The sequence below is a fragment of the Hydrogenophaga sp. IBVHS1 genome (genome assembly GCF_002127265.1).
Lineage (GTDB): Bacteria > Pseudomonadota > Gammaproteobacteria > Burkholderiales > Burkholderiaceae_C > Hydrogenophaga.
In genome coordinates this window covers 163,993-183,954 of record NZ_NFUU01000002.1, presented here as the reverse complement: position 1 = coordinate 183,954, position 19,962 = coordinate 163,993, and the positions used below count along the sequence as shown (strand labels likewise).

Annotated in this window: 17 protein-coding genes; 2 read left to right on the top strand and 15 right to left on the bottom strand. The window is 65.2% G+C overall.

Annotated elements, in window-relative coordinates; all coding sequences use genetic code 11:
- Nucleotides 1-60: 60 nt before the first annotated feature.
- The 4 genes from CAP37_RS15595 to CAP37_RS15580 form a co-directional block, all read right to left on the bottom strand.
- Nucleotides 61-813, bottom strand: a complete 753-nt coding sequence (locus CAP37_RS15595; RefSeq protein WP_179190248.1) for a TerC family protein — start codon at nt 811-813, stop codon at nt 61-63.
- Nucleotides 814-905: 92 nt separating this feature from the next.
- Entirely contained in the window at nt 906-1,259 is a 354-nt protein-coding gene (locus CAP37_RS15590) for a hypothetical protein (protein WP_086125157.1), read from the bottom strand.
- A 39-nt stretch (nt 1,260-1,298) separates the two neighbouring features.
- Complete coding sequence (locus CAP37_RS15585) at nt 1,299-2,846, bottom strand: ATP-binding protein (RefSeq protein WP_256927023.1); 1,548 nt, start codon at nt 2,844-2,846, stop codon at nt 1,299-1,301.
- Nucleotides 2,843-4,360 carry an ATPase domain-containing protein gene (locus tag CAP37_RS15580; protein WP_086125156.1) on the bottom strand — a complete coding sequence of 506 codons (1,518 nt, stop codon included), beginning with the start codon at nt 4,358-4,360 and terminating at the stop codon, nt 2,843-2,845. The genes CAP37_RS15585 and CAP37_RS15580 overlap by 4 nt, the downstream gene beginning before the upstream one ends.
- 248 nt (nt 4,361-4,608) lie before the next feature.
- On the opposite strand from CAP37_RS15580, the gene CAP37_RS15575 reads away from it, so the two are divergent.
- Nucleotides 4,609-5,313 carry a glutathione S-transferase family protein gene (locus tag CAP37_RS15575; protein WP_086125155.1) on the top strand — a complete coding sequence of 235 codons (705 nt, stop codon included), beginning with the start codon at nt 4,609-4,611 and terminating at the stop codon, nt 5,311-5,313.
- A gap of 3 nt (nt 5,314-5,316) precedes the next feature.
- Here CAP37_RS15575 and CAP37_RS15570 read toward each other — a convergent pair whose 3' ends face one another.
- A complete protein-coding gene (locus CAP37_RS15570; RefSeq protein ID WP_086125154.1) occupies nt 5,317-6,081 on the bottom strand; it encodes an enoyl-CoA hydratase in 765 nt (254 codons plus the stop codon).
- A gap of 91 nt (nt 6,082-6,172) precedes the next feature.
- Here CAP37_RS15570 and CAP37_RS15565 point away from each other — a divergent pair, with 91 nt between their 5' ends.
- Entirely contained in the window at nt 6,173-8,455 is a 2,283-nt protein-coding gene (locus CAP37_RS15565) for a patatin-like phospholipase family protein (protein WP_086125153.1), read from the top strand.
- A 116-nt stretch (nt 8,456-8,571) separates the two neighbouring features.
- Here CAP37_RS15565 and CAP37_RS15560 read toward each other — a convergent pair whose 3' ends face one another.
- The 10 genes from CAP37_RS15560 to argB all read right to left on the bottom strand — a co-directional run bounded on the left by CAP37_RS15560 (nt 8,572) and on the right by argB (nt 19,907).
- Entirely contained in the window at nt 8,572-9,780 is a 1,209-nt protein-coding gene (locus CAP37_RS15560; RefSeq protein WP_086125152.1) for an acetyl-CoA C-acyltransferase, read from the bottom strand.
- The gene (locus CAP37_RS15555) at nt 9,777-10,199 is read right to left on the bottom strand and encodes an endonuclease domain-containing protein (protein WP_086125550.1); all 423 of its coding nucleotides are present in this window, start codon (nt 10,197-10,199) and stop codon (nt 9,777-9,779) included. The genes CAP37_RS15560 and CAP37_RS15555 overlap by 4 nt, the downstream gene beginning before the upstream one ends.
- Before the next feature lie 117 nt (nt 10,200-10,316).
- Entirely contained in the window at nt 10,317-12,716 is a 2,400-nt protein-coding gene (locus CAP37_RS15550) for a 3-hydroxyacyl-CoA dehydrogenase/enoyl-CoA hydratase family protein (RefSeq protein WP_086125151.1), read from the bottom strand.
- 31 nt (nt 12,717-12,747) lie between these two features.
- Entirely contained in the window at nt 12,748-13,188 is a 441-nt protein-coding gene (locus CAP37_RS15545) for a DUF2147 domain-containing protein (protein WP_179190247.1), read from the bottom strand.
- Between the two features lie 38 nt (nt 13,189-13,226).
- On the bottom strand, nt 13,227-15,023 hold the full coding sequence (locus tag CAP37_RS15540) for an acyl-CoA dehydrogenase C-terminal domain-containing protein (RefSeq protein ID WP_086125150.1): 1,797 nt from the start codon (nt 15,021-15,023) through the stop codon (nt 13,227-13,229).
- Between the two features lie 43 nt (nt 15,024-15,066).
- Nucleotides 15,067-15,768 (bottom strand): TetR/AcrR family transcriptional regulator, encoded by a 702-nt coding sequence (locus CAP37_RS15535; protein ID WP_086125149.1) that lies wholly within the window; start codon nt 15,766-15,768, stop codon nt 15,067-15,069.
- 166 nt (nt 15,769-15,934) lie between these two features.
- Complete coding sequence (gene slmA, locus CAP37_RS15530; RefSeq protein ID WP_086125148.1) at nt 15,935-16,627, bottom strand: nucleoid occlusion factor SlmA; 693 nt, start codon at nt 16,625-16,627, stop codon at nt 15,935-15,937.
- Between the two features lie 123 nt (nt 16,628-16,750).
- Entirely contained in the window at nt 16,751-18,238 is a 1,488-nt protein-coding gene (locus CAP37_RS15525) for an ATP-binding protein (protein ID WP_373271094.1), read from the bottom strand.
- On the bottom strand, nt 18,222-18,914 hold the full coding sequence (locus CAP37_RS15520) for a response regulator transcription factor (protein ID WP_086125146.1): 693 nt from the start codon (nt 18,912-18,914) through the stop codon (nt 18,222-18,224). The genes CAP37_RS15525 and CAP37_RS15520 overlap by 17 nt, the downstream gene beginning before the upstream one ends.
- A 93-nt stretch (nt 18,915-19,007) precedes the next feature.
- The gene (gene argB, locus CAP37_RS15515) at nt 19,008-19,907 is read right to left on the bottom strand and encodes an acetylglutamate kinase (RefSeq protein ID WP_086125145.1); all 900 of its coding nucleotides are present in this window, start codon (nt 19,905-19,907) and stop codon (nt 19,008-19,010) included.
- Nucleotides 19,908-19,962 lie beyond the last annotated feature (55 nt).

The window sequence follows — 19,962 nt, the reverse complement described above, 5'->3', positions numbered from 1 at the left end:
GGTGGTTCTGGGGTTCGGTGGGTTCAGTGGATGAAAGGATGAAAGGATGAAGAAAAAATTTCAATGCGCAGCGGCCTTCTGGCGCTTGGCGCGGGCGCGGATGTTGAGCGCTTCGACCACGAGCGAGAAAGCCATGGCGGCGTAGATGTAGCCCTTGGGCACTTCCTGGTCGAAAGCTTCGGCGGTCAGCGCCATGCCCACCATGACGAGGAACGCCAGCGCCAGCACCTTCACCGAAGGATGGCGATCGACGAATTCGCCAATGGGCTTGGCGGCGACCAGCATCACGCCGACAGAAATGACCACGGCGGCCACCATCACGCTGATGTGGTCGACCATGCCCACGGCGGTGATCACCGAGTCGAGCGAGAACACGATGTCGATGATGGCGATCTGGCCGATGATTCCCCAGAACAGGCGCGAACCCGAGGCGCGCATCAGCTCGGCATCGGTCTGCGCGGGGGCGTGCTGTTCACGCGCTTCCACCTCTACGAAGATTTCGTGCGAAGCCTTGTAGAGCAGGAACAGGCCCCCGAGCAGCAGCACGATGTCGCGGCCACTGATGCCCTGGCCCACCACGGTGAAGAGGTCGGCCGTGAGGCCCATGACCCAGCTCAGGGTGAACAGCAGCATCAGCCGCGAGACCATGGCGAAACCCAGTCCCAGGCGCCTGGCCTTGTCGCGCAGCTCGGGCGGCAGTCGCCCCACCAGGATAGAGATGAAGATGATGTTGTCGATGCCCAGAACGATTTCAAGGGCGGTCAGCATCGCAAAAGCGATCCAGACATTGGGGTCGGAGAGCAGTTCCATCATGGTGGAGAGGGCGGGTTCGTGTGCCAGGAGCGGGCACGGAAGACGGTGTGCACCGTCGGAAGCGGTGCCCGGCGCCATGGCCGGGCAAGCCCTCAGGCGAGGGCGCTAAGGCTTCGAGGGGGACGCTGCGGCCCGTCGAGCGCGGGCGGCGTCCACTCGGTGATCAGGCGCTCGTGGGGGAGTGCCCAGGGAGTAGCAACGGCCACTTCACCCATCGCCACGTCGAGGCACTCAGGCAACTCGGGAATATCGTCCAGCAGGCCATGCGTGGGATCGAGCGCCGAGGCGGCGCCCTTCAGCGTCGTGTCGAGCGAGCACTTCGATGCTTCGGCCACCACGCCCGCTGCCTGGGATGCGGGCTCGAGTCGATCCACGCTGGCGTACGCGAAAGCAGTGACGCTGCAGAAAAACTGCAGGGCAAAAAGGGCAAGGAGCCAGCGGCGCATGGTGGACGGATTCTAAAGCCCGCAGGGTCGTGCCACGGTTCATTCCACCGTCTGCAGCACCCGGGACAGTTCATGAATGTCGGCCGGCTTCAGAAGGTGGTGATCGAACCCAGCCGCCATGATGCGTTCCTTGTCGGTGGCCTGGCCCCAGCCGGTGAGAGCAATCAGCACGGCCCCGCCGAGCGCATGGGTCGCGCGGATGCGGCCAGCCAGCTCGTACCCATCCATCACCGGCATGCCGATGTCGATGAACGCGATGGTGGGCGGATCGGCCGACATGGCAGCCAGCGCTTCCCGTGCGCCGTACGCCACCGACGCACTCGCGCCCATCAGGCGGAGCAGGTGAGCCAGTGAATCGGCGGCGTCGCGGTTGTCGTCCACCACGAAGATCCGGTGCCCGCGGGCCGCGTGGGGCGCAACGGCGGGCGAAGCAGGCAGGCTCGCCACTTCCGTTGTCGCCACCAGTGGCAGTTCCACCGTCATGGTGGTGCCGGAGCCAGCGCCCCCGCTGGCGGCCATCACGCGTCCACCGTGCAGCTCCACCAGGCTGCGCACCAGCGTCAGGCCAATGCCCAGCCCGCCTTGCGCGGCACGCGATGTGCCGCTGACCTGAACAAACATGTCGAACACGGACTCCAGCATGTGGGGCGGTATGCCGATGCCGGTGTCTGAGACGCGCACCAGCACGGACTGACCTTCTGTTCTCATGGTCACCACGATGCGGCCTTTGGGTGGCGTGTACTTGGACGCGTTGTTGAGCAGGTTGGAAAACACCTGCGTGAGGCGCACGGCGTCGCCACTGACGTCGCAAGGCGCGCAGTGCAGGTCGAGCACCAGTTCCTGCTCCGCCGCCACAAAAAGGGGCTTGCTCACCTCCACCGCATCGAGCACCACGCGGTCCAGCGCCACGGAGGAAGGCTGCAGCTCAATCTTGCCGCGGGTGATGCGGGAAACCTCCATGAGGTCGTCGATGAGGCGGACCATGTGGCTGAGCTGTCGTTCCATCATGGCGTAGAGCGACTGCGCTTTGTCCGCGTCCGGCTGCATCTTCGAGAGGATGGTGAGGCCGGTGCGCAGCGGAGCCAGCGGGTTGCGCAATTCGTGTGCCAGCGTGGCCAGAAACTCGGTCTTGCGCTGGTCGGCCTCGTGCAGACCCTCCATCGTGGCGCGCAACTGGTATTGCCGCTTTCTGGCGGCCAGTGCGGTGCGCACCGAACTCACCAGCGAAGAAGCGCGCATGGGCCGCTCGAGCACCGTGAGGTTGGCGAGTTGCTCTACCGCTTCGGTGATGGCGATGGAGTCCAGGCCGGTGCGCGCCACCACGATCACCGGCACATCGGACCACGCGGGTTGAGCGCGCAGGGCCAGCATGACGCGCCCGAACCCCTGGTCGGCCAGCACCTCTTCCGCAATGACGACAGCGCCAGCGCCGGCCGACATTTCGGAGGCCAGGTGCGCCGCATCTGCACACGACTCGGCTTCAATGCCTGAACGAGCGAGGAGACGGATGACCATGGATGCGTCCATGGAGGTGATCATCCGGAGCAGCACGCGCAACTCGCTGGTCTGCGAAGCGGTACCCTTCATGTGGTCATCAGGTCGAGGGCGTCGCCGGTCTCGCCCAGCGGCACCGGAACACCCGTCAGGATGCCGCGAAGTTCACGCAAGGGAGGACCCAGTGAAATGCCATCAGACCTGATTTTGAAACTTCGAATGCTGCGCTCGTGCGCACCGCTGCGCTTCTTCACCACCGAGATCGCCTGCCGCACTTCACCCTGAGCTTCGTAGTAACGCATGAGCAGCACCGCGTCGGCCAGATAGCTCGCGTCGACGGGCGACGTCATCTGTGTGCCGATCAGGCCGTGCTGAGCGCCGATGAGGATGGACGCCACTCCCGACTGACCGAGGAAGGTGAGCAACTCGTGCAGCTGGATCACCAGGAAACGTTCGTCTGGCATCGCGTTGAGGTAACCATTCAGGCTGTCGATCACCACCACCCTGGCATGGTGTTCTGTGACGGCCTGCCGAATCTCGTGCACAAACTCGCCGGGCGAGAGTTCAGCCGGATCGACCTGGCGAAGCCGGATGTGTCCGGATTCGATGTGCTGGTCCAGCGGCAATCCCATCCCTGCCGAACGCGAACGCAAGGTGGCGATGCTTTCGTCGAAGATGAACAACGCCGCGCATTCGCCGCGCTCGGCAGCGGCCACGGCGAACTGCACGGCCACGCTCGACTTTCCTGTGCCCGGCGCGCCAACCATCAGGGTGCTGGTGCCCCGCTCGATGCCGCCGCCCAACAGATCGTCGAGCTCCTTGATCCCACTGGGCAGCTTGCGGTGGTGGACCGGTTCCACATGCTCCGCCGCCACGAGACGCGGAAACACCACCAGACCTCCGCGCACGATCTTGTAGTCGTGGTAACCACCGCGAAAAGAATGGCCCCGGTACTTGAGAACGATGAGCCGCTTGCGCGAACTGCCGTAATCGGGATGGACCTGCTCGAGTCGCACCACGGCGTGCGAGATGCTCTGCACCTGAAGGTCGTGTTCCACGGCGGTCATGTCGTCGAGCAACAGCACGGTGCAGTTGCGTCCGGCAAAGAACTGCTTGAGCGCCAGAATCTGGCGCCGGTAGCGCAGCGAACTGCCCGCCAGCAGACGCAGTTCCGAAAGCGAATCGAACACCACGCGGGCGGGGTTGATGCGGGTCACGTCCTCCAGGATGCGCACCGTGGTTTCACCCAGTTCCACCTCGGACGGATGAAAGATGGTGTATTGCTCGTCCGGTGAGAGCGCATCGGTTCCCGGCAACATTTCGCGCAAGTCAATACCGCTGAGGTCCCACCCGTGCGACTCCGCCACGCCGTGGAGTTCTTCGGCTGTTTCGGAAAGGGTGATGTAGAGAACCCTCTCGCCCAGACGAGCGCCTTCCGCCAGGAATTGCATGGCGAGCGTGGTCTTGCCGGAGCCTGGGTTGCCTTCGATCAGGTACAGCCGTCCTCGGGTGAGGCCGCCACCCAGGACGTCGTCGAGACCGGGTACGCCGGTCTTGTGGAGTGGTGGCGCCAAGAGGGCTGCGGGGGGAGTGTGGTCGGAACTCATGAAAGAAATTCTGGCCCCGGCCCGCAGCAGCTTTTGTAGGACAACAACCCGTCATTCTGTATGGGTATCGGCGTTGTTCTTCACCGCTCCACGGATGTTCATCACCGCCAGGCCGACCTGCAGAGCGATGAGGGCATGGGCATCTGCGTGCCAACCCCGGCGCAACGTGTGGCAGACGGCGTGCCCGCCCTTTCGTGATCTGACATCATCTTGCCAAGTCGCCCAGTCGCGCAACCGCCAGGAGTCCCATGAGCGCACTCACGCTTCACTACCATCCGCTTTCCTCGTACTGCCACAAGGTCCTGATTGCGCTCGAGGTGTTGGGCGTCGAGTGCGATATGCGCTTGCTGAACCTTGGCGATGCAACCGAACGCGCGGCATTCCTGGCCCTTTGGCCCGTGGGCAAGATGCCGCTGCTGATCGACCAGAGCCGGGCGATCCCCGAGACCAGCGTGATCATCGAACACCTGCAGCTTCACCACGCGCGCCGCGGGCGCTCGCTGATCCCGCTGGACGACGCGGACATCGCCCTGCAGGTGCGCCTGTGGGACCGCGTGATGGACCAGTACGTGATGACGCCAATGCAGGGCTTCACGGCCGATCTGCTGCGGCCGGAGGACGCGCGCGATCCGCTGGGTGTGGCCCAGGCGCGAGAGCGGTTGCTGTCGAGTTACGCGCTGATCGACCAGCAATTGCAAGGGCCAGGCACGTGGCTGGTGGGGGACTCGTTCACCCTGGCCGACTGCGCCGCTGCGCCCGCCCTTTTCTACGCGGTGACCTACGCGCCGGTGCCGTCAGAACACGCGCACCTGGCTGCCTACTTCGAGCGCCTGATGGCCCATCCGGCCGTGGCCAGCGCCGTGGACCAGGCGCGGCCGTGGTTCAAGTTCTATCCCGGGCGGGCGGGGCTGGCCCGGCGCTTCTTCGATCCGGAGCAGAGCGCGCCGGCCTGAACCTCACAGCTTCGAGAAGTCTGGCTTACGCCGTTCCATGAAGGCGCCAAACGCTTCTTTGGCCGCCGGCTCGCGCAGCATGCGGCCGAAGCTTGCGCCTTCTTCGTCCATCACGGCCAGCACCTGCTCGGTGTGGTTCTTTTTCATGAGGCGCTTGGTCTCCACCAGCGAGCTGATGGGTTTGGCGGCCATCTTGCGCGCCACGGACTGCGCGTAGCCAGCGGCTTCGGTGGGCGGCAGCACGCGATTGACCAGGCCCACTTCCAGCGCGGCCTCGGCCATGAAGGGTTCGCCCAGCAGCAGCGCCTCGGCAGCGCGGTGGTAGCCCAGCATCTGTGGCACCAGCAGGCTGGAAGCCGCCTCGGGGCACAAGCCGAGGTTGACGAATGGCATGGAGAAGGCGGCGTTGTCGCCGGCATAAACCAGATCGCAATGGAACAGCAGGGTGGTGCCCACGCCCACAGCCGGGCCACAAACGGCGGCAATGAGCGGCTTGGGGAACTGCGCAATGCCGCGCAGGAAGCGGAACACCGGTGACCCCGTGCCGGCGGGCGGGTTGTTCAGAAAATCGGCGATGTCGTTGCCGGCCGAGAACATGGTCTCGCTGCCCTGGATCACCACGCAGCGCACGGCAGCGTCTTCCTGCGCGGCAACCAGGGCATCGGCCATGGCGCCATACATGGCGGCGGTAATGGAGTTTTTCTTGTCGGGCCGGTTGAACGTGATGGTGCAGACGCCGGCTTCGGTGTGGACGAGGATGTCGCTCATGGTGGTCTCTGGGTGTGCATGGAAGAGACCCGGAAATTACCACGAACGGGCGTGCTTTTTTGAGGAAACAGCCCTCTACACTTGCCTCCTCATGCCGTCCCGATTCACGATTTTTCTCGTCCACGCCCTGGCCAGCGCGCTGGCCTTGCTGACGGTGCCCGCGCCCGCGATGGCCCAGGCGCCGGCGTCCACCCCGGGGGTGGAACGCCCTCGCATCGGCCTCGTGCTCTCGGGTGGTGGCGCACGCGGTTTTGCCCACGTGGGGGTCATCAAGGCACTGGAAGCCGCGCGCGTGCCGGTGGACGTGATCGTGGGCACGTCGATGGGCGCGATCGTCGGTGGGCTGTACGCCAGCGGCATGAGCGCGGACGAACTCGAACGAGAGATTCAGGCGGTGGAATGGGGCGATCTGTTTGACCGCCGCGAGCCGCGCCAGTTGCTTTCGCAGCGCCGCAAGGAAGAAGACTTTGAACTGTCGCCGGTGCTCACGCTCGGCTTTCGCGATGGTCAGTTCATCCTGCCCAGTGGCGCGGTATCGTCGCGCTCGCTGGAGATGCTGCTGCGGCGCTACACGCTGTCCACACGCCATCTCGCCACCTTCGATGGCCTGCCTACACCGTTTCGCGCCGTGGCGACCGACATGGAAAACGGCCAGCCGGTGGTGCTGGACCATGGCGACCTCGCGGCCGCGCTGCGCGCCAGCATGTCGGTACCCGGAGTGTTCGCCCCGCTGGATCTGGAAGGCCGGCTGCTGGGCGACGGTGGGCTGGTGAACAACCTGCCGGTGGACGTGGCGCGCCGCATGGGCGCGGACGTGGTGATCGCCGTGGACATCGGCACACCGCTCGGAGGGCGCGCCACGCTGGGCACGCTGTTCGGCGTGACGATGCAGATGGTGCACATCCTGACCGAACAGAACGTGCGCGCCAGCATTGCCACGCTCACCCCCAACGACTTGCTGTTGCAACCACCCCTGGGCCAGCTGACCTCGGCCGACTTCGGCAAGGTGGCCGAGCTGGTGAAGCTGGGCAACGACTACGGCAAGACCGTGGGTCAGGCCCTGTCGCGCTTCGCCGTGGACGCTCCGGCGTACCGGCAATGGGCCGAATCGCGGCAAGCGAAGGTGAAGTTCAATGCCGCACGCATCGGCGCGGTGGCCTCGGTGAAGTTCGAGGGCGTGAACGAAGCGCACGCGGCGCGCCTGGCGTCCGTGCTCGACACCGCCGAAGGCCAGCGGCTGGATGTGCCGCAACTGGAGCGCGACCTGCAGAAGCTGGCGGCCACAGGCGACTATGAGCGGGTGGACTACAGCCTGACGCGGCGCGACGACGGCGCTGAGGACCTGACGCTGCGTCTGAATGAGAACACCTGGGGACCGAACTACCTGCGCGTGGGCCTGGACCTGCGCACCGACTTCCAGGGCCAGGGCGCCTTCAACCTGCGCCTCAGCCACAACCGGCACTGGCTCAACGAAAGCGGCGCCGAGTGGCGCAACCGCGTGCAGGTGGGCGAGACGCTGGGCCTGTATTCCGAGCTCTACCAACCGCTGACGCTCAGGAGCGACCGCTTCGTGGCGGGCTACGCCGATGCCAACCTGCGGCGTGTGGAGCTCTACGACGATGTCGGCCGCTCGGTGGCGCTGGTGCGGCGCCAGGGCTTGCAGGTCGGCCTGGACGTGGGCTGGCCCATGGGCTTGCTGGGCAACGTGGGCGACATGCGCGTGGGTGTGGTGGCGGGGCACCGCAAGGTCACGCCCGAGCTAATTGCCGGCGTGCAGCCGGAGGACCTGGTGGGCACCTTGCGCTGGACCGAAGCCGGCGTGCGAGGCGCCGTCATTGCCGATCAGCTGGACTACGCCAACTTCCCCTCACGCGGCTACCGAGCCAAGGGCGAAGTGGTGCTGGGGCGGCGCTCGTTCAGCGGCGTGGCCAGCGGCAGCAGCAGCTTCACCCGGCTCGAAGGCACGGCCACTGGCGTGAAAACCTGGGGCTTGCACACGATCAACGCCGGTGCGCGATTTGCCTACGCCAGCCAGATTCCGATCGGCGCCGTGGACGAATATGCGCTCGGCGGCTTCCAGCAACTCTCGGGCTATCGCGTGGGCCAGGTGGCCGGCAACTATCTGGTGTTCGGCCGCCTCACCTACTACCAGCGTCTGCCCTACAGCACCGGCGTGGCGCGGGCGCTTTTCGTGGGCGGTTCACTCGAAGCTGGCAATGCCTGGACAGACCGCAGCGACATCACCCTGCGCGGCATGCGAGCAGGCAGCAGCCTTTTCGTAGGGGCAGACACCGGCATCGGGCCGCTTTACCTGAGCATCGTGAGCGCGCCACGCGGCTACACCGGGCTCTACCTCTTCCTGGGCAGGCCGTAGCCGCCCCCGCCGCGGCGTGATGTGCCCGATCCAGAAATGCCGTGGAACCGGCTTTGCCGGGCCACAGGCATTGCCCCCCGGGGGGTGACGCCGCAGGCGGCGCGGGGGGAGTCCTTCTAGACCCGCTCAAAGATGCCTGCGGCGCCCTGGCCCATGCCGACGCACATGGTCACCATGCCGTACTTCTTGTTGTGGCGCTTGAGCGCATGCACCAAGGTGGCCGAGCGAATGGCGCCGGTGGCGCCCAGCGGGTGACCGAGCGCAATGGCTCCACCCATGGGGTTCACCTTGCTCGGGTCCAGGCCCAGCGTGTTGATGACGGCGAGCGACTGCGCGGCAAAGGCCTCGTTGAGCTCGATCCAGTCGATCGCGTCTTGCGTGAGGCCGGCGTATTTCAGCGCGGCAGGAATCGCTTCGATGGGGCCGATGCCCATGAGGTGCGGAGGCACACCGCGCGAGGCGTAGCTGACGAAGCGCGCGAGCGGCGTGAGACCGAAACGCTTGATGGCCGATTCGCTGGCCAGGATGAGCGCGCCCGCGCCGTCGCTGGTCTGCGAGCTGTTGCCGGCGGTAACCGAACCGCGCGCCGCGAACACGGTGCGCAACTTCGCAAGGCCTTCGATGGACGTGTCGGGGCGAGCGCCTTCGTCCAGGCTCACGGTGCGGGTGCTGGTGGTGACCTCAGCACTGTCCAGGTCCACACTGCGCTCGGTCACTTCCACCGGCGTGATCTCGTCGGTGAATTCACCGTTCTTCATGGCCACCAGGGCGCGCTGGTGCGATTGCAGCGCGAAAGCATCCTGCGCATCGCGCGACACCATCCACTTCTGCGCGACCTTCTCCGCCGTGAGCCCCATGCCGTAAGCGATGCCGTAGCTTTCCACGTCATCGGTGTTCGTGAAGATGGTGGGCGAGAGGCTGGGCGAGTTGCCCATCATGGGCACCATGCTCATGCTCTCCGTACCCGCCGCAATCATCACGTCCGCCTCACCCACACGAATGCGGTCGGCCGCCATCTGCACAGCCGACAGGCCGGAGGCGCAAAAACGGTTGACGGTGATGCCGCCCACGCTGTTGGGCAGGCCGGCCAGGATGGCACCGATGCGCGCCACGTTCAGGCCTTGCTGCCCTTCCGGAATGGCGCATCCGCAGATCACGTCTTCGATCGCTTTCGGGTCGAGCCCCGGCACCTGGCTGAGCGCAGAGCGCAGCGCGAGAGCGAGCATGTCGTCTGGCCGCAGGTTCTTGAAGGAGCCTTTGTGCGAACGGCCGATGGGAGTTCGGGTGGCGGCGACGATGTAGGCGTCCTGGATCTGTTTGCTCATGAATTCGCTCCTTGTGCGATGTCTTCCTCCTTCCCCCTCTGGGGGAAGGTCGGGATGGGGGCAGCGCCCGCCCAAATGTTGAGTTGATGAAGGATGGTGCTCAGCACACCATCGAAGTTCTGAAACGGTGCGTTGGAAGGAAAACGCAACACGTCAAAGCCCTGCGCCTTGAAGAAAGCATCCCTTGCGCTGTCGTAAGCCTGTTGGTCCGCGTGCTGCGAGCCATCCAGCTCGACGATGAGCTTCGGTTCAAGGCAGGCGAAATCAGCGATGAAGTTACCCAGCGGGTGTTGGCGGCGGAGTTTGAAACCCAGCTGCTCGCCCCTGAGCCCCGACCAGAGCTTTCGTTCGGCGTCGGTCATGTCCCGGCGCAGGGCGCGGGCATGGAGTCTGGCGTTGGGGGTGGCCTGGTTCTGCATGGTTATTGGCTGGCGGAGAGCCCCCATCCCCACCTTCCCCCAGAGGGGGAAGGTGCAACACCCCTACCCCCTCTGGGGGAAGGCTGGGATGGGGGCAGGCACACCAAAATCATCACTTCAGTTGCGCACCGGCTTGCCGGTGTTCAGCATCCCCAGAATCCGCTCCTGCGTTTTGGGATGCACGATCAACGAGCAGAACGCGCGGCGCTCGAGCGTCATCAGGTACTCCTCGCTCACCAGCGTGCCGGGCTCCACGTCGCCACCGGTCACCACGTTTGCTATCAGCGATGCGATGTGGAAATCATGCTGGCTGATGAAGCCGCCGTCGCGCATGTTGACCAGGCTGCCCAGGATGGTGGCCTTGCCGTCGCGGCCGGCCACGGGGAACAGGCGTTTGTGCGGCGCGCGGTAGCCACCAGTGAACAAGGCCTTCGCCTCGTTGATGGCCACGAACAACAGCTCGTCCTTGTGCGGCACGATCACGTCGGAGTGCAGCACGTAGCCGAGCTTTCGGGATTCCAGCGCGCTGGTCCCCACCTTGGCCATGGCCGCGGCGGTGAAGCCTTCGGTGAGGAAGGGCAGCAGGTCCTTGCCAGTCGAGGTTTCGGCGTTCTCGGCCGCGCGGCGGGCGATGTAGGTGAGGCCACCCGCGCCAGGTACCAGGCCCACGCCCACCTCCACGAGCCCGATGTAGCTCTCCATGTGCACCACGCGTCGTGCGCTGTACACCGCCATTTCGCAGCCCCCGCCCAGCGCCAGGCCGCGCACGGCCGAGACCACTGGCACGTTGGCGTAGCGCAGGCGCAGCATGGTCTGCTGCATGAAGCCTTCGGCGTCTTCAATGGCGCTCACACCGACGGCCATGAACGCCGGCAGCATGGCCTGCAGATCGGCGCCGGCGCTGAACGGTTCGTCGCCCGACCAGATCACCAGGCCCTGGTATTCCTTCTCGGCCAGATCCACGGCGGCCATCAGGCCTTCGCACACCTCGGGGCTGATGGCATGCATCTTGGTCTTGATGCTGGCGATCAGCACCTGCCCGTCCAGCGTCCACACGCGGATCGAGTCGTTCTCTTCAATCGTGTCGCCCGCAGTCTCGAACTTCGCCCCAGCTTCGCCGAGCAGCAGCTCGGGGAAATGCTGGCGCTGGTACACCGGCAGTTGCAGGCGACCTTCGAATTCGCCCTTGGTGGGGTTCCACGAACCCTGCGCGGTGTGCACGCCACCGGCCTCGGCCACCGGGCCCTTGAACACCCAGTCGGGCAGCGGCGCCTTGCTCAGCGCCTTGCCCGCATCGATGTCTTCCTGGATCATCTTCGCCACCTCAAGCCAGCCGGCTTCCTGCCAGAGCTCGAACGGGCCCTGCTTCATGCCGAAGCCCCAGCGCATGGCCTGATCCACATCGCGCGCGGTCTCGGCAATGGTGGCCAGGTGCACGGCGGCGTAGTGAAAGCTGTTGCGCAGAATCGCCCACAAAAACTGGCCCTGCGGACCTTCGGCGCTGCGCAGCAACTTGAGCCGCTCGGCGGCCGGGCGCTTGAGCATGCGGCCGTACACCTCGTCGGCCTTCTCGCCACCGGGCACATAGTCACCGCTCTCCAGGTCGAAACGCAAAATGTCGCGGCCCACCTTCTTGTAGAAACCGGCGCCGCTTTTCTGGCCCAGGTTCTTGAGTTCCAGCAGTTTCTTCAGCACAGGCGGTGTATCGAAACTGCCGTAGAACGGATCGGTGTCGATGCTCAGGTTGTCCTGCAGCGTCTTCACCACATGGGCCATGGTGTCCAGGCCCACCACGTCGGCGGTGCGGAAGGTGCCGCTGCTGGCGCGGCCCAGGCGCTTGCCGGTGAGGTCGTCGACCACATCCACAGTGAGGCCGAAGTTCTCCACCTCTTTCATGGTGGCCAGCATGCCGGCAATACCGATTCGGTTGGCGACGAAGTTGGGCGTGTCTTTGGCGCGCACCACGCCCTTGCCCAGCCCGCTGGTGACGAAGGTCTCCAGGTCGTTCAGGATCTGCGGCTCGGTGGTGGGCGTGGCGATCAGTTCCACCAGCGTCATGTAGCGCGGCGGGTTGAAGAAGTGGATGCCACAGAAGCGCGGTTTGATCGCCTCGGGCAGCGCCTCGCTGAGCTTGGTGATCGACAGGCCCGAGGTGTTGGATGCGACGATGGCATGCGGCGCGATGAAGGGCGCGATCTTCGTGTACAGGTCGAGCTTCCAGTCCATGCGCTCGGCGATGGCCTCGATGATCAGGTCGCAGTCCTTCAACTGCTCCATGTGCTCTTCGTAGTTGGCCTGGCCGATCAGGTCGGCATCCGCCACCACGCCCAGCGGCGAGGGCTTGAGTTTCTTGAGGCCTTCCACCGCGCGGGTGACGATGCCGTTCTTCGGACCTTCCTTCGCAGGAAGATCAAAGAGCACCACCGGCACCTTGACGTTGACCAGGTGCGCAGCGATCTGCGCGCCCATCACGCCCGCGCCGAGCACGGCGACTTTTTTCACTTGAAATCGGTTCATTGGATATCCATGAGAGGGATGAGGCGCACGTTCACTCGACTCGCAGCCAGACCTGGGTTCGGTAGAACGGGCCGATGTAGCCGCGCATTTCCAGCTTCTTGCCGTCTTCGATCGGCTTGAGGCGGCTGCGGTAGACCTTGCCGTTGTTGGGATCGACGATGTCGCCGCCGTCATAGACGGTCTTGTCGCCGGTGCTCTGCTTGAGGTTGCGCAGGATGGTCATGCCCAGAATGGGCTTGTCCTTGCGCTCGTCGGTGCACTTGTCGCACACCGCATCGGGCTTGCTGTCCGGATCAAGAAACTTCTCGATCTTCCCGCTGTAGACGCCGTTGTTCTCCGTGATCCGGACCAGCGACTTCTCCTTCTTGGTGTCGTCGTCGATGGTCTTCCAGACCCCCACGGGCGACATCTGCGCGAACGCAGACAGGGAAGCCATCGAAAGGGCCATGGCGGTCAGTGCGGTCTTGATCATGTCTGTCTCCTGGTGGTTTTGTGGAACGAAACCTGTGTTTACGCGAGAGCAGCGTCGGTGTCCATCAACACCTTGCTGCCGGCACGCGCGGTGCGCATCAGCGTCGCGGTCTCGGGGAACAGCTTGGCGAAGTAGAAGCGTGCGGTCTGCAGCTTGGCGGTGTAGAACGGGTCGGCGTTTCCGGCGGCGATCTCGCGCAAGGCCACCTGCGCCATGCGGGCCCAGAAGTAGCCGAACACCAGGTGACCGGCCACGCGCAAATAATCCACCGCAGCGGCACCCACCTCGTCGGCGTTCTGCAGGCCCTTGAAGCCGATTTCGGTGGTGAACTTGGTGATCTGCTCGCCCAGCACCGCCAGCGGGTTGATGAACTCGGCCATCTTTTCGTTGACGCCCTCTTCCATCACCAGCGCGCCCACCAGCTTGCCGAATTTTTTGAGCGTGGCGCCGTTGTTGCCCAGCACTTTTCGGCCCAGCAGGTCCAGACTCTGGATGGTGTTGGTGCCCTCGTAGATCATGTTGATGCGGGCATCGCGCACGTACTGCTCCATGCCCCATTCCTTGATGTAGCCGTGGCCACCGAAGACCTGTTGGCACTGCGTCGCGGCGTTGTAGCCGTTGTCGGTCAGGAAGGCCTTGGTGATGGGCGTGAGCAGCGAGAGCATGTCGTCGCTGTCCTTGCGCACTTTTTCGTCCGGGTGGTGGTGCACCTTCTCCAGCAGCACCGAGCAGTAAATGGCCAGCGCACGGCCCCCTTCGGCATAGGCCTTGGCGGTGAGCAGCATGCGGCGCACGTCGGGGTGCACGATGATCGGGTCGGCCGGCTTGTCCTTGGCCTTCGGGCCGGTCAGGCTGCGCATCTGGATGCGATCCTTGGCGTAGGCCAGCGCGTTCTGATAGGCCACTTCGGTGAGGCCGAGCGACTGGTTACCCACACCCAGGCGGGCGGCGTTCATCATCACGAACATGGCCTGCATGCCCTTGTTCGGCTGGCCCACGATGGTGCCGATGGCACCGTCGATCACGATCTGCGCGGTGGCGTTGCCGTGAATGCCCATCTTGTGTTCCAGGCCGCCGCAATGAATGGCGTTGCGCTCGCCGATCGAGCCATCGGCCTTCACGTTGTACTTGGGCACGATGAACAGGCTCACGCCCTTGATGCCGGGAGGCGCATCGGGCAGGCGTGCCAGCACCAGGTGAACGATGTTGTCGGTCATGTCGTGCTCACCGGCGCTGATGAAGATCTTGTTGCCGGTGAGTTTGTAGGTGCCGTCGGGCTGCGGCTCGGCCTTGGTGCGCATGAGGCCCAGGTCGGTGCCGCAGTGCGGTTCGGTCAGGCACATGGTGCCGGTCCACTCGCCGCTGGTCATCTTCGGCAGGTAGGTCTTCTTCTGCTCGTCGGTGCCGTAGGTGTGCAGCGCGGCATAGGCACCGTGGGTGAGGCCGGGGTACATGGTCCAGGCCTGGTTGGCCGAGTTCATCATTTCGTACAGGCACTGGTTCACCACCAGCGGCAGGCCCTGGCCGCCAAACTCGGGGTCGCATGAAAGCGCAGCCCAGCCGCCCTCCACGTAAGTTTTGTAGGCTTCCTTGAAGCCCTTGGGTGTGGTCACTTCATGCGTCTTCTGGTCGAGCTTGCAGCCCTCGGTGTCGCCGCTGATGTTCAGCGGAAAGATCACCTGTGAGGCGAACTTGCCGCCTTCTTCCAGCACCGCGTTGATGGTGTCTGCATCGGTGTCGGCGTGCTGCGGGATGGCCTTGAATTCATCGGTAACCTTGAGCACTTCGTGCATCACAAACTGCATGTCTCGCAGGGGTGGGTTGTAAACGGGCATGGGGAAACTCCTGTGCTGGGTTTGTGAAAACTGAAAAAACGGATCAGCGCTGCGTGCGTGCGGCGGCTGGGGATTTGCGGGTCGTCGCATCGGCAGGTGGCAAGCCGCCGTAGCGTTGCACGATGCCCTCGAACGCCGTGAGCGCGCGCTGCACCGAGCCGGGCGTGCGCAGGAAGCGCGCCTCGTAGTGCAGGGCCAGAATCAGCGCGTGCACCTCGAAAGCCATCTGCGCCGCGTCGGTGCCGGCATCGAGGTGGTTTTCCTGAACGGCCATCTCGATGGCTCGGCGCATGGCCGTGAGCCAGGTGTTCACCGAGCTGGCCAGGGCATCGCGCACCGGGCCGGGCCGGTCGTCGAATTCCACCGCACCGCTGATGTAGATGCAGCCCGAGTCGATCTCGACCGAGGTGCGCTTCATCCAGTTGTCGAACAGCTTGCGCAGGCGGGGCAGGCCGCGCGGCGTGTCCAGCGCGGGGTAGAACACCTCTTCTTCAAAGCGCGTGTGGTACTCGCGCACCACTGAAATCTGCAGTTCCTCGCGCGAGCCGAAATGGGCGAACACGCCGGACTTGCTCATCTGCATGACCTCGGCCAGTGCGCCGATGGACAGGCCTTCCAGGCCGATCTGCGTGGCCAGACCGAGCGCGGCGTCGACGATGGCGGCCTTGGTCTGCTGGCCCTTCTGCAAGGGCTTCTGGGCCGAGACATCGGCACGCACTCGGCGGGCGATGGGGGTGACGCTCATGGTTTCGGTCCTCGGTGGATCGGGGCAAAAAGAAGAAACCGCTCGAATAAATCGAACGGTCGTTCTATTTTTACCGCAAAACCACCGGTTGGCGCAAACCAGCAGGCGTTTGTGGGGAGGTTTGTTTAGGGGCTGCGCCCTAAATCACGCCCCGGCCCACGGGAACTCAGAGCCTGCCGTCGGGAAGCAGCAGGTTGAGGCTGTGATCGAGGCTCTCGCACGGTGAGCGCTTGAAGCCACTGCGCGTAAAGCGTTGCAGCCGCCCGACACAGAAAGACGTGACCACCGAGGCATCGGCCTGTGCGTCCACCGTGGGCGTGGCCGCACCGGCCACCACCGAGGTCTCGCGCAGGTTCTGGCGCAAGGTGGACTCGATCTTGTCAAAGAAGAGGTTCATGCGTTGCTGCAGGCGATCGTTTTCGAACACCAGTGCGTCGCCGACCATCACGCGCGCCATGCCGGGATTCTTTTCCCCGAACTGCAGCAGCAGCGTGACGAGCTTGCGCGAGCGGGCGTTGGCGTCGGGCTCGCGATCGGCCAGCTGATTGACCAGACCGAACACCGACTGCTCGATGAAATCGATGAGCCCCTCGAACATCTGGGCCTTGCTGGCGAAGTGGCGGTAGAGCGCCGCCTCGCTCACGTCGAGCCGGGCCGCGAGGGCGGCGGTGGTGATGCGCTCGGCCCCGGGTTGTTCCAGCATGGTGGCCAGGGCCTGCAGGATCTGCACGCGGCGTTCGCCGGGCTTGGGGCGTTTGCGCCCGGCACCGTCCGGGTGGGCCGCGGCCTCGATGGCGTTGGCGGCCTCCTGCGCCGCATCATCGGCGGGGGACGGGGACTCAGGGACGTTGGAGGTCATGGGTGATCGATCCGTTCGTGATGAGCTGCTGGACCGTGTACCCGGCCCTGGTGTGTCTTCCGTTCGGCGATTCTCGCACACGGTTGCAGGGCACTTCGATCAGCGTGGCAGCCCCGTGCGAGGTCAGTAAGTGACCGCCTCAAAGGCCACTCGCACGCGCAGGCCGAACCCTTGCGCACCCGCATCGAGTTGCAGATGGGTGCTGTGCGCGCGGGCAATCTCATCGGCAATGGCCAGGCCCAGGCCATTGCCCTCGCCGGTCGTGCCGGGCACCCGGTAGAACCGCTGCAACACGCGCAAGCGCTCGTCGGGCGGAATCCCCGGCCCGTCGTCTTCCACTTCCAGCCAGGCCTGCGTCCCCGTGAGCCCCTGGTCCAGGCCACAACGCAAGGTGATGCGGCCACCCTGCGGGGTGTACTTGATGGCGTTGTCCACCAGGTTGAGCAACATCTCGCGCAGCAACCACGCGTGCCCCAGGGTCTGCGCGGGTCGGGTCTCCAGCCCGAGGTCGATTCGCTTGGCCGCCGCCGCATCGAGGTAAAGGGCCAGCATGTTTTCACACAGCGCCATCAGGTCGACGCGCTGCATGGGCTGCGCATCGGCGCTCACCGCATCGGCGCGCGAGAGCGCGAGCAACTGGTTGGCGAGTTGCGAGGTGCGCCGCGTGGCGTCGCGCAGGCGCAGCACCTGGCCGGCGCGCAGGCTGAGCAAGTCGCCTCCGTCCATGCTGCGCGCGGCCTGCGCCCAGGCTTCCACCTGCGCCTGCAGGCCGGCCAGCGGCGTGCGCAACTGGTGCGCGGCATCGGCCACGAAGCGGCGCTGGGCCTCGGTCTGCGCATTCACCAGAAAAAACAGCCGGTTGAGAGAAACCACCAGTGGCCGGACTTCGGCCGGCACGCCGGCGGCGTCAATCGGGTTGAGGTCGCGCGGCGAGCGGTTCTCCACCGCCTGCTTGAGTTCGATGAGCGGCTGCAGGGCCCGCGCGACCCCCCACGAAATCACCGCAGCAGCCACGGCGAACAGGATGAGGTTGGGCAGCAGCACCCGCAGCAGCACGTTGCTGAACCATTGCTGGCGAGCGTCGGAACCATCGGCGAGCATCACGATGAGTTCACCTGCGTCCGTGGTGACGCGCTGCGCCACCACGCGGTAGGTGACACCGGCCTCGACCACGCTGAGGAACTCCGCGTCGCGCGTGGCGGGCAGCACCGTGGGCAGCCAGCGCTCGCCGAGCATCTGGCTGCCCAGATCGTTGAACACACCGAACGCCGCAAAGCCACGCCGCTCCGACAGGAACTCGGCCACGGCCGGCGCGAGCAGCATGGACAACCCGGGGGAGTTCAACAGATCGGCCGCGCGCTGCAGCGGCTCGTCCAGGTCCACACTCCCATCGGCGCCCAGATTCCTCACTACCACCGAATCCGCCAGCAAGGGCACCAGCCTCAGCAGCCGCTGATCTTGCTGCAAGGCTGCGGTGCCCGCGCTCTGGTAGTGAAAGAAGACGCTGACCGAAACGATCAGGCCAACGGTGATCAACAACAGCACCAGCAGGCGCCGTTGCAGTCCCCAGATCATGCCGCGCGGCGCGACGGCTTCAGGCGGTGGTCGCATGTCCCGGGTGCTCGGCCAGCTCGAGCCGGTAGCCGAACCCCCGGATGGCGCGCAAGCAGATGCCCGCGGGCTCAAGCTTGGCGCGAAGGCGCGAGACATAGACCTCGATTGCGTTGGGCGTGATTTCCTTGTCCCAGCCGGTCAGCACCTGCAGCAGCTTGTCTTTGGCTGCGGGCTTGGGGACCTGCATGAGCAGGTATTCCAATACCGTCCATTCGCGTGGACCCAGCTCCATCGGCTGCCCGACCAGCGTGACACGCCGGTGCGCGGTGTCCATCTCCAGCGGACCAAAGCCCAGCACGGCCGACGTGGCGGCCTGCGAGCGGCGCAGCAGCGCGCGCAGGCGGGCCAGCAGCTCGGGCAGCTCGAAGGGCTTGACCATGTAGTCGTCGGCGCCGAGGTCCAGTCCCTGCACGCGGTCGTGCAAGGCATCGCGTGCGGTGAGGATCAGCACCGGCATCTGCACGCCGCCCACGCGCAGCCGCCGCGTAAGCTCCAGGCCATCAATGCCGGGCAGGCCAATGTCGACGATGGCCAGATCGAACGTGTCGCTCTGCATGGCTTGCGCGGCGCGCTCGGCACTGCCCACCCAGTCCACCGTGTAGCCGGCGTCGCACAGGCCCAGCTTGATCCCGCTGGCCACCATCACGTCGTCTTCGACCAGGAGAAGGCGCATGGTCAGTGTTTCGCCGCCAGGCCGCCCCAAGGCGAAAGGCGCCCCCATGGGGGGCAGCGACCCGCGAAGCGGTGGAGCGTGGGGGTCGCCATGTCAGTGCGAACGGATCATGGTTCCGAAGGGTTCATTGCCAAGAACCTCCAGAAGCAGCGCATGGGGTACCCGACCATCGATGATGTGCACCGCGTTCACGCCGCTCTTGGCCGCGTCCAGCGCGCCCGCGATCTTGGGGATCATGCCGCCGGAGATGGTGCCGTCTTCCACCAGTTCGTCGATGCGGCGCGGCGTGAGTTCGGTGAGCAACTGGCCGTCCTTGTCGAGCACACCCCGGATGTTGGTGAGCATGAGCAGCTTCTCGGCCTGCAACACGGTGGCCAGTTTGGCGGCCACCACGTCGGCGTTGATGTTGTAGCTCTCGTTCTGTTCACCGAATCCGATCGGGCTGACCACCGGGATGAACTGGTCGTCCTGCAGGGCCTTCACCACCGCGGGGTCGATGCTCACGATGTCACCCACCTGCCCCACATCGTGTTCCAGCTTGGGGTCCTTCTGATCGGTCATGCGCAGTTTGCGCGCGCGGATCATGGCGCCATCGCGCCCGGTGAGGCCCACCGCCTTGCCACCGGCCTGGTTGATCAGGCCCACGATGTCCTGCTGCACCTCGCCGGCCAGCACCCACTCCACCACCTCCATGGTTTCAGGGTCGGTCACGCGCATGCCCTGAATGAACTGGCCCTGCTTGCCCAGCCGCTTGAGCAGCGTCTCGATCTGCGGGCCGCCACCGTGCACCACCACCGGATTGATGCCGACCAGCTTGAGCAGCACCACGTCTTCGGCAAAGTCCTGCTGCAGAGCGGGGTCGGTCATGGCGTTGCCGCCGTACTTGATGACCATGGTCTTGCCGTGGTACTTGCGGATGTACGGCAACGCCTGCGCAAGGATCTCGGCCTTGTCGCGTGGCGGAATGGAGGTGATGTCGGCGGGCGTGGTCATGCGGGTTCCTGCGAAGCGGGCAAAAGGGAAATTCTAGGCGCCCGCGCCCGCCACC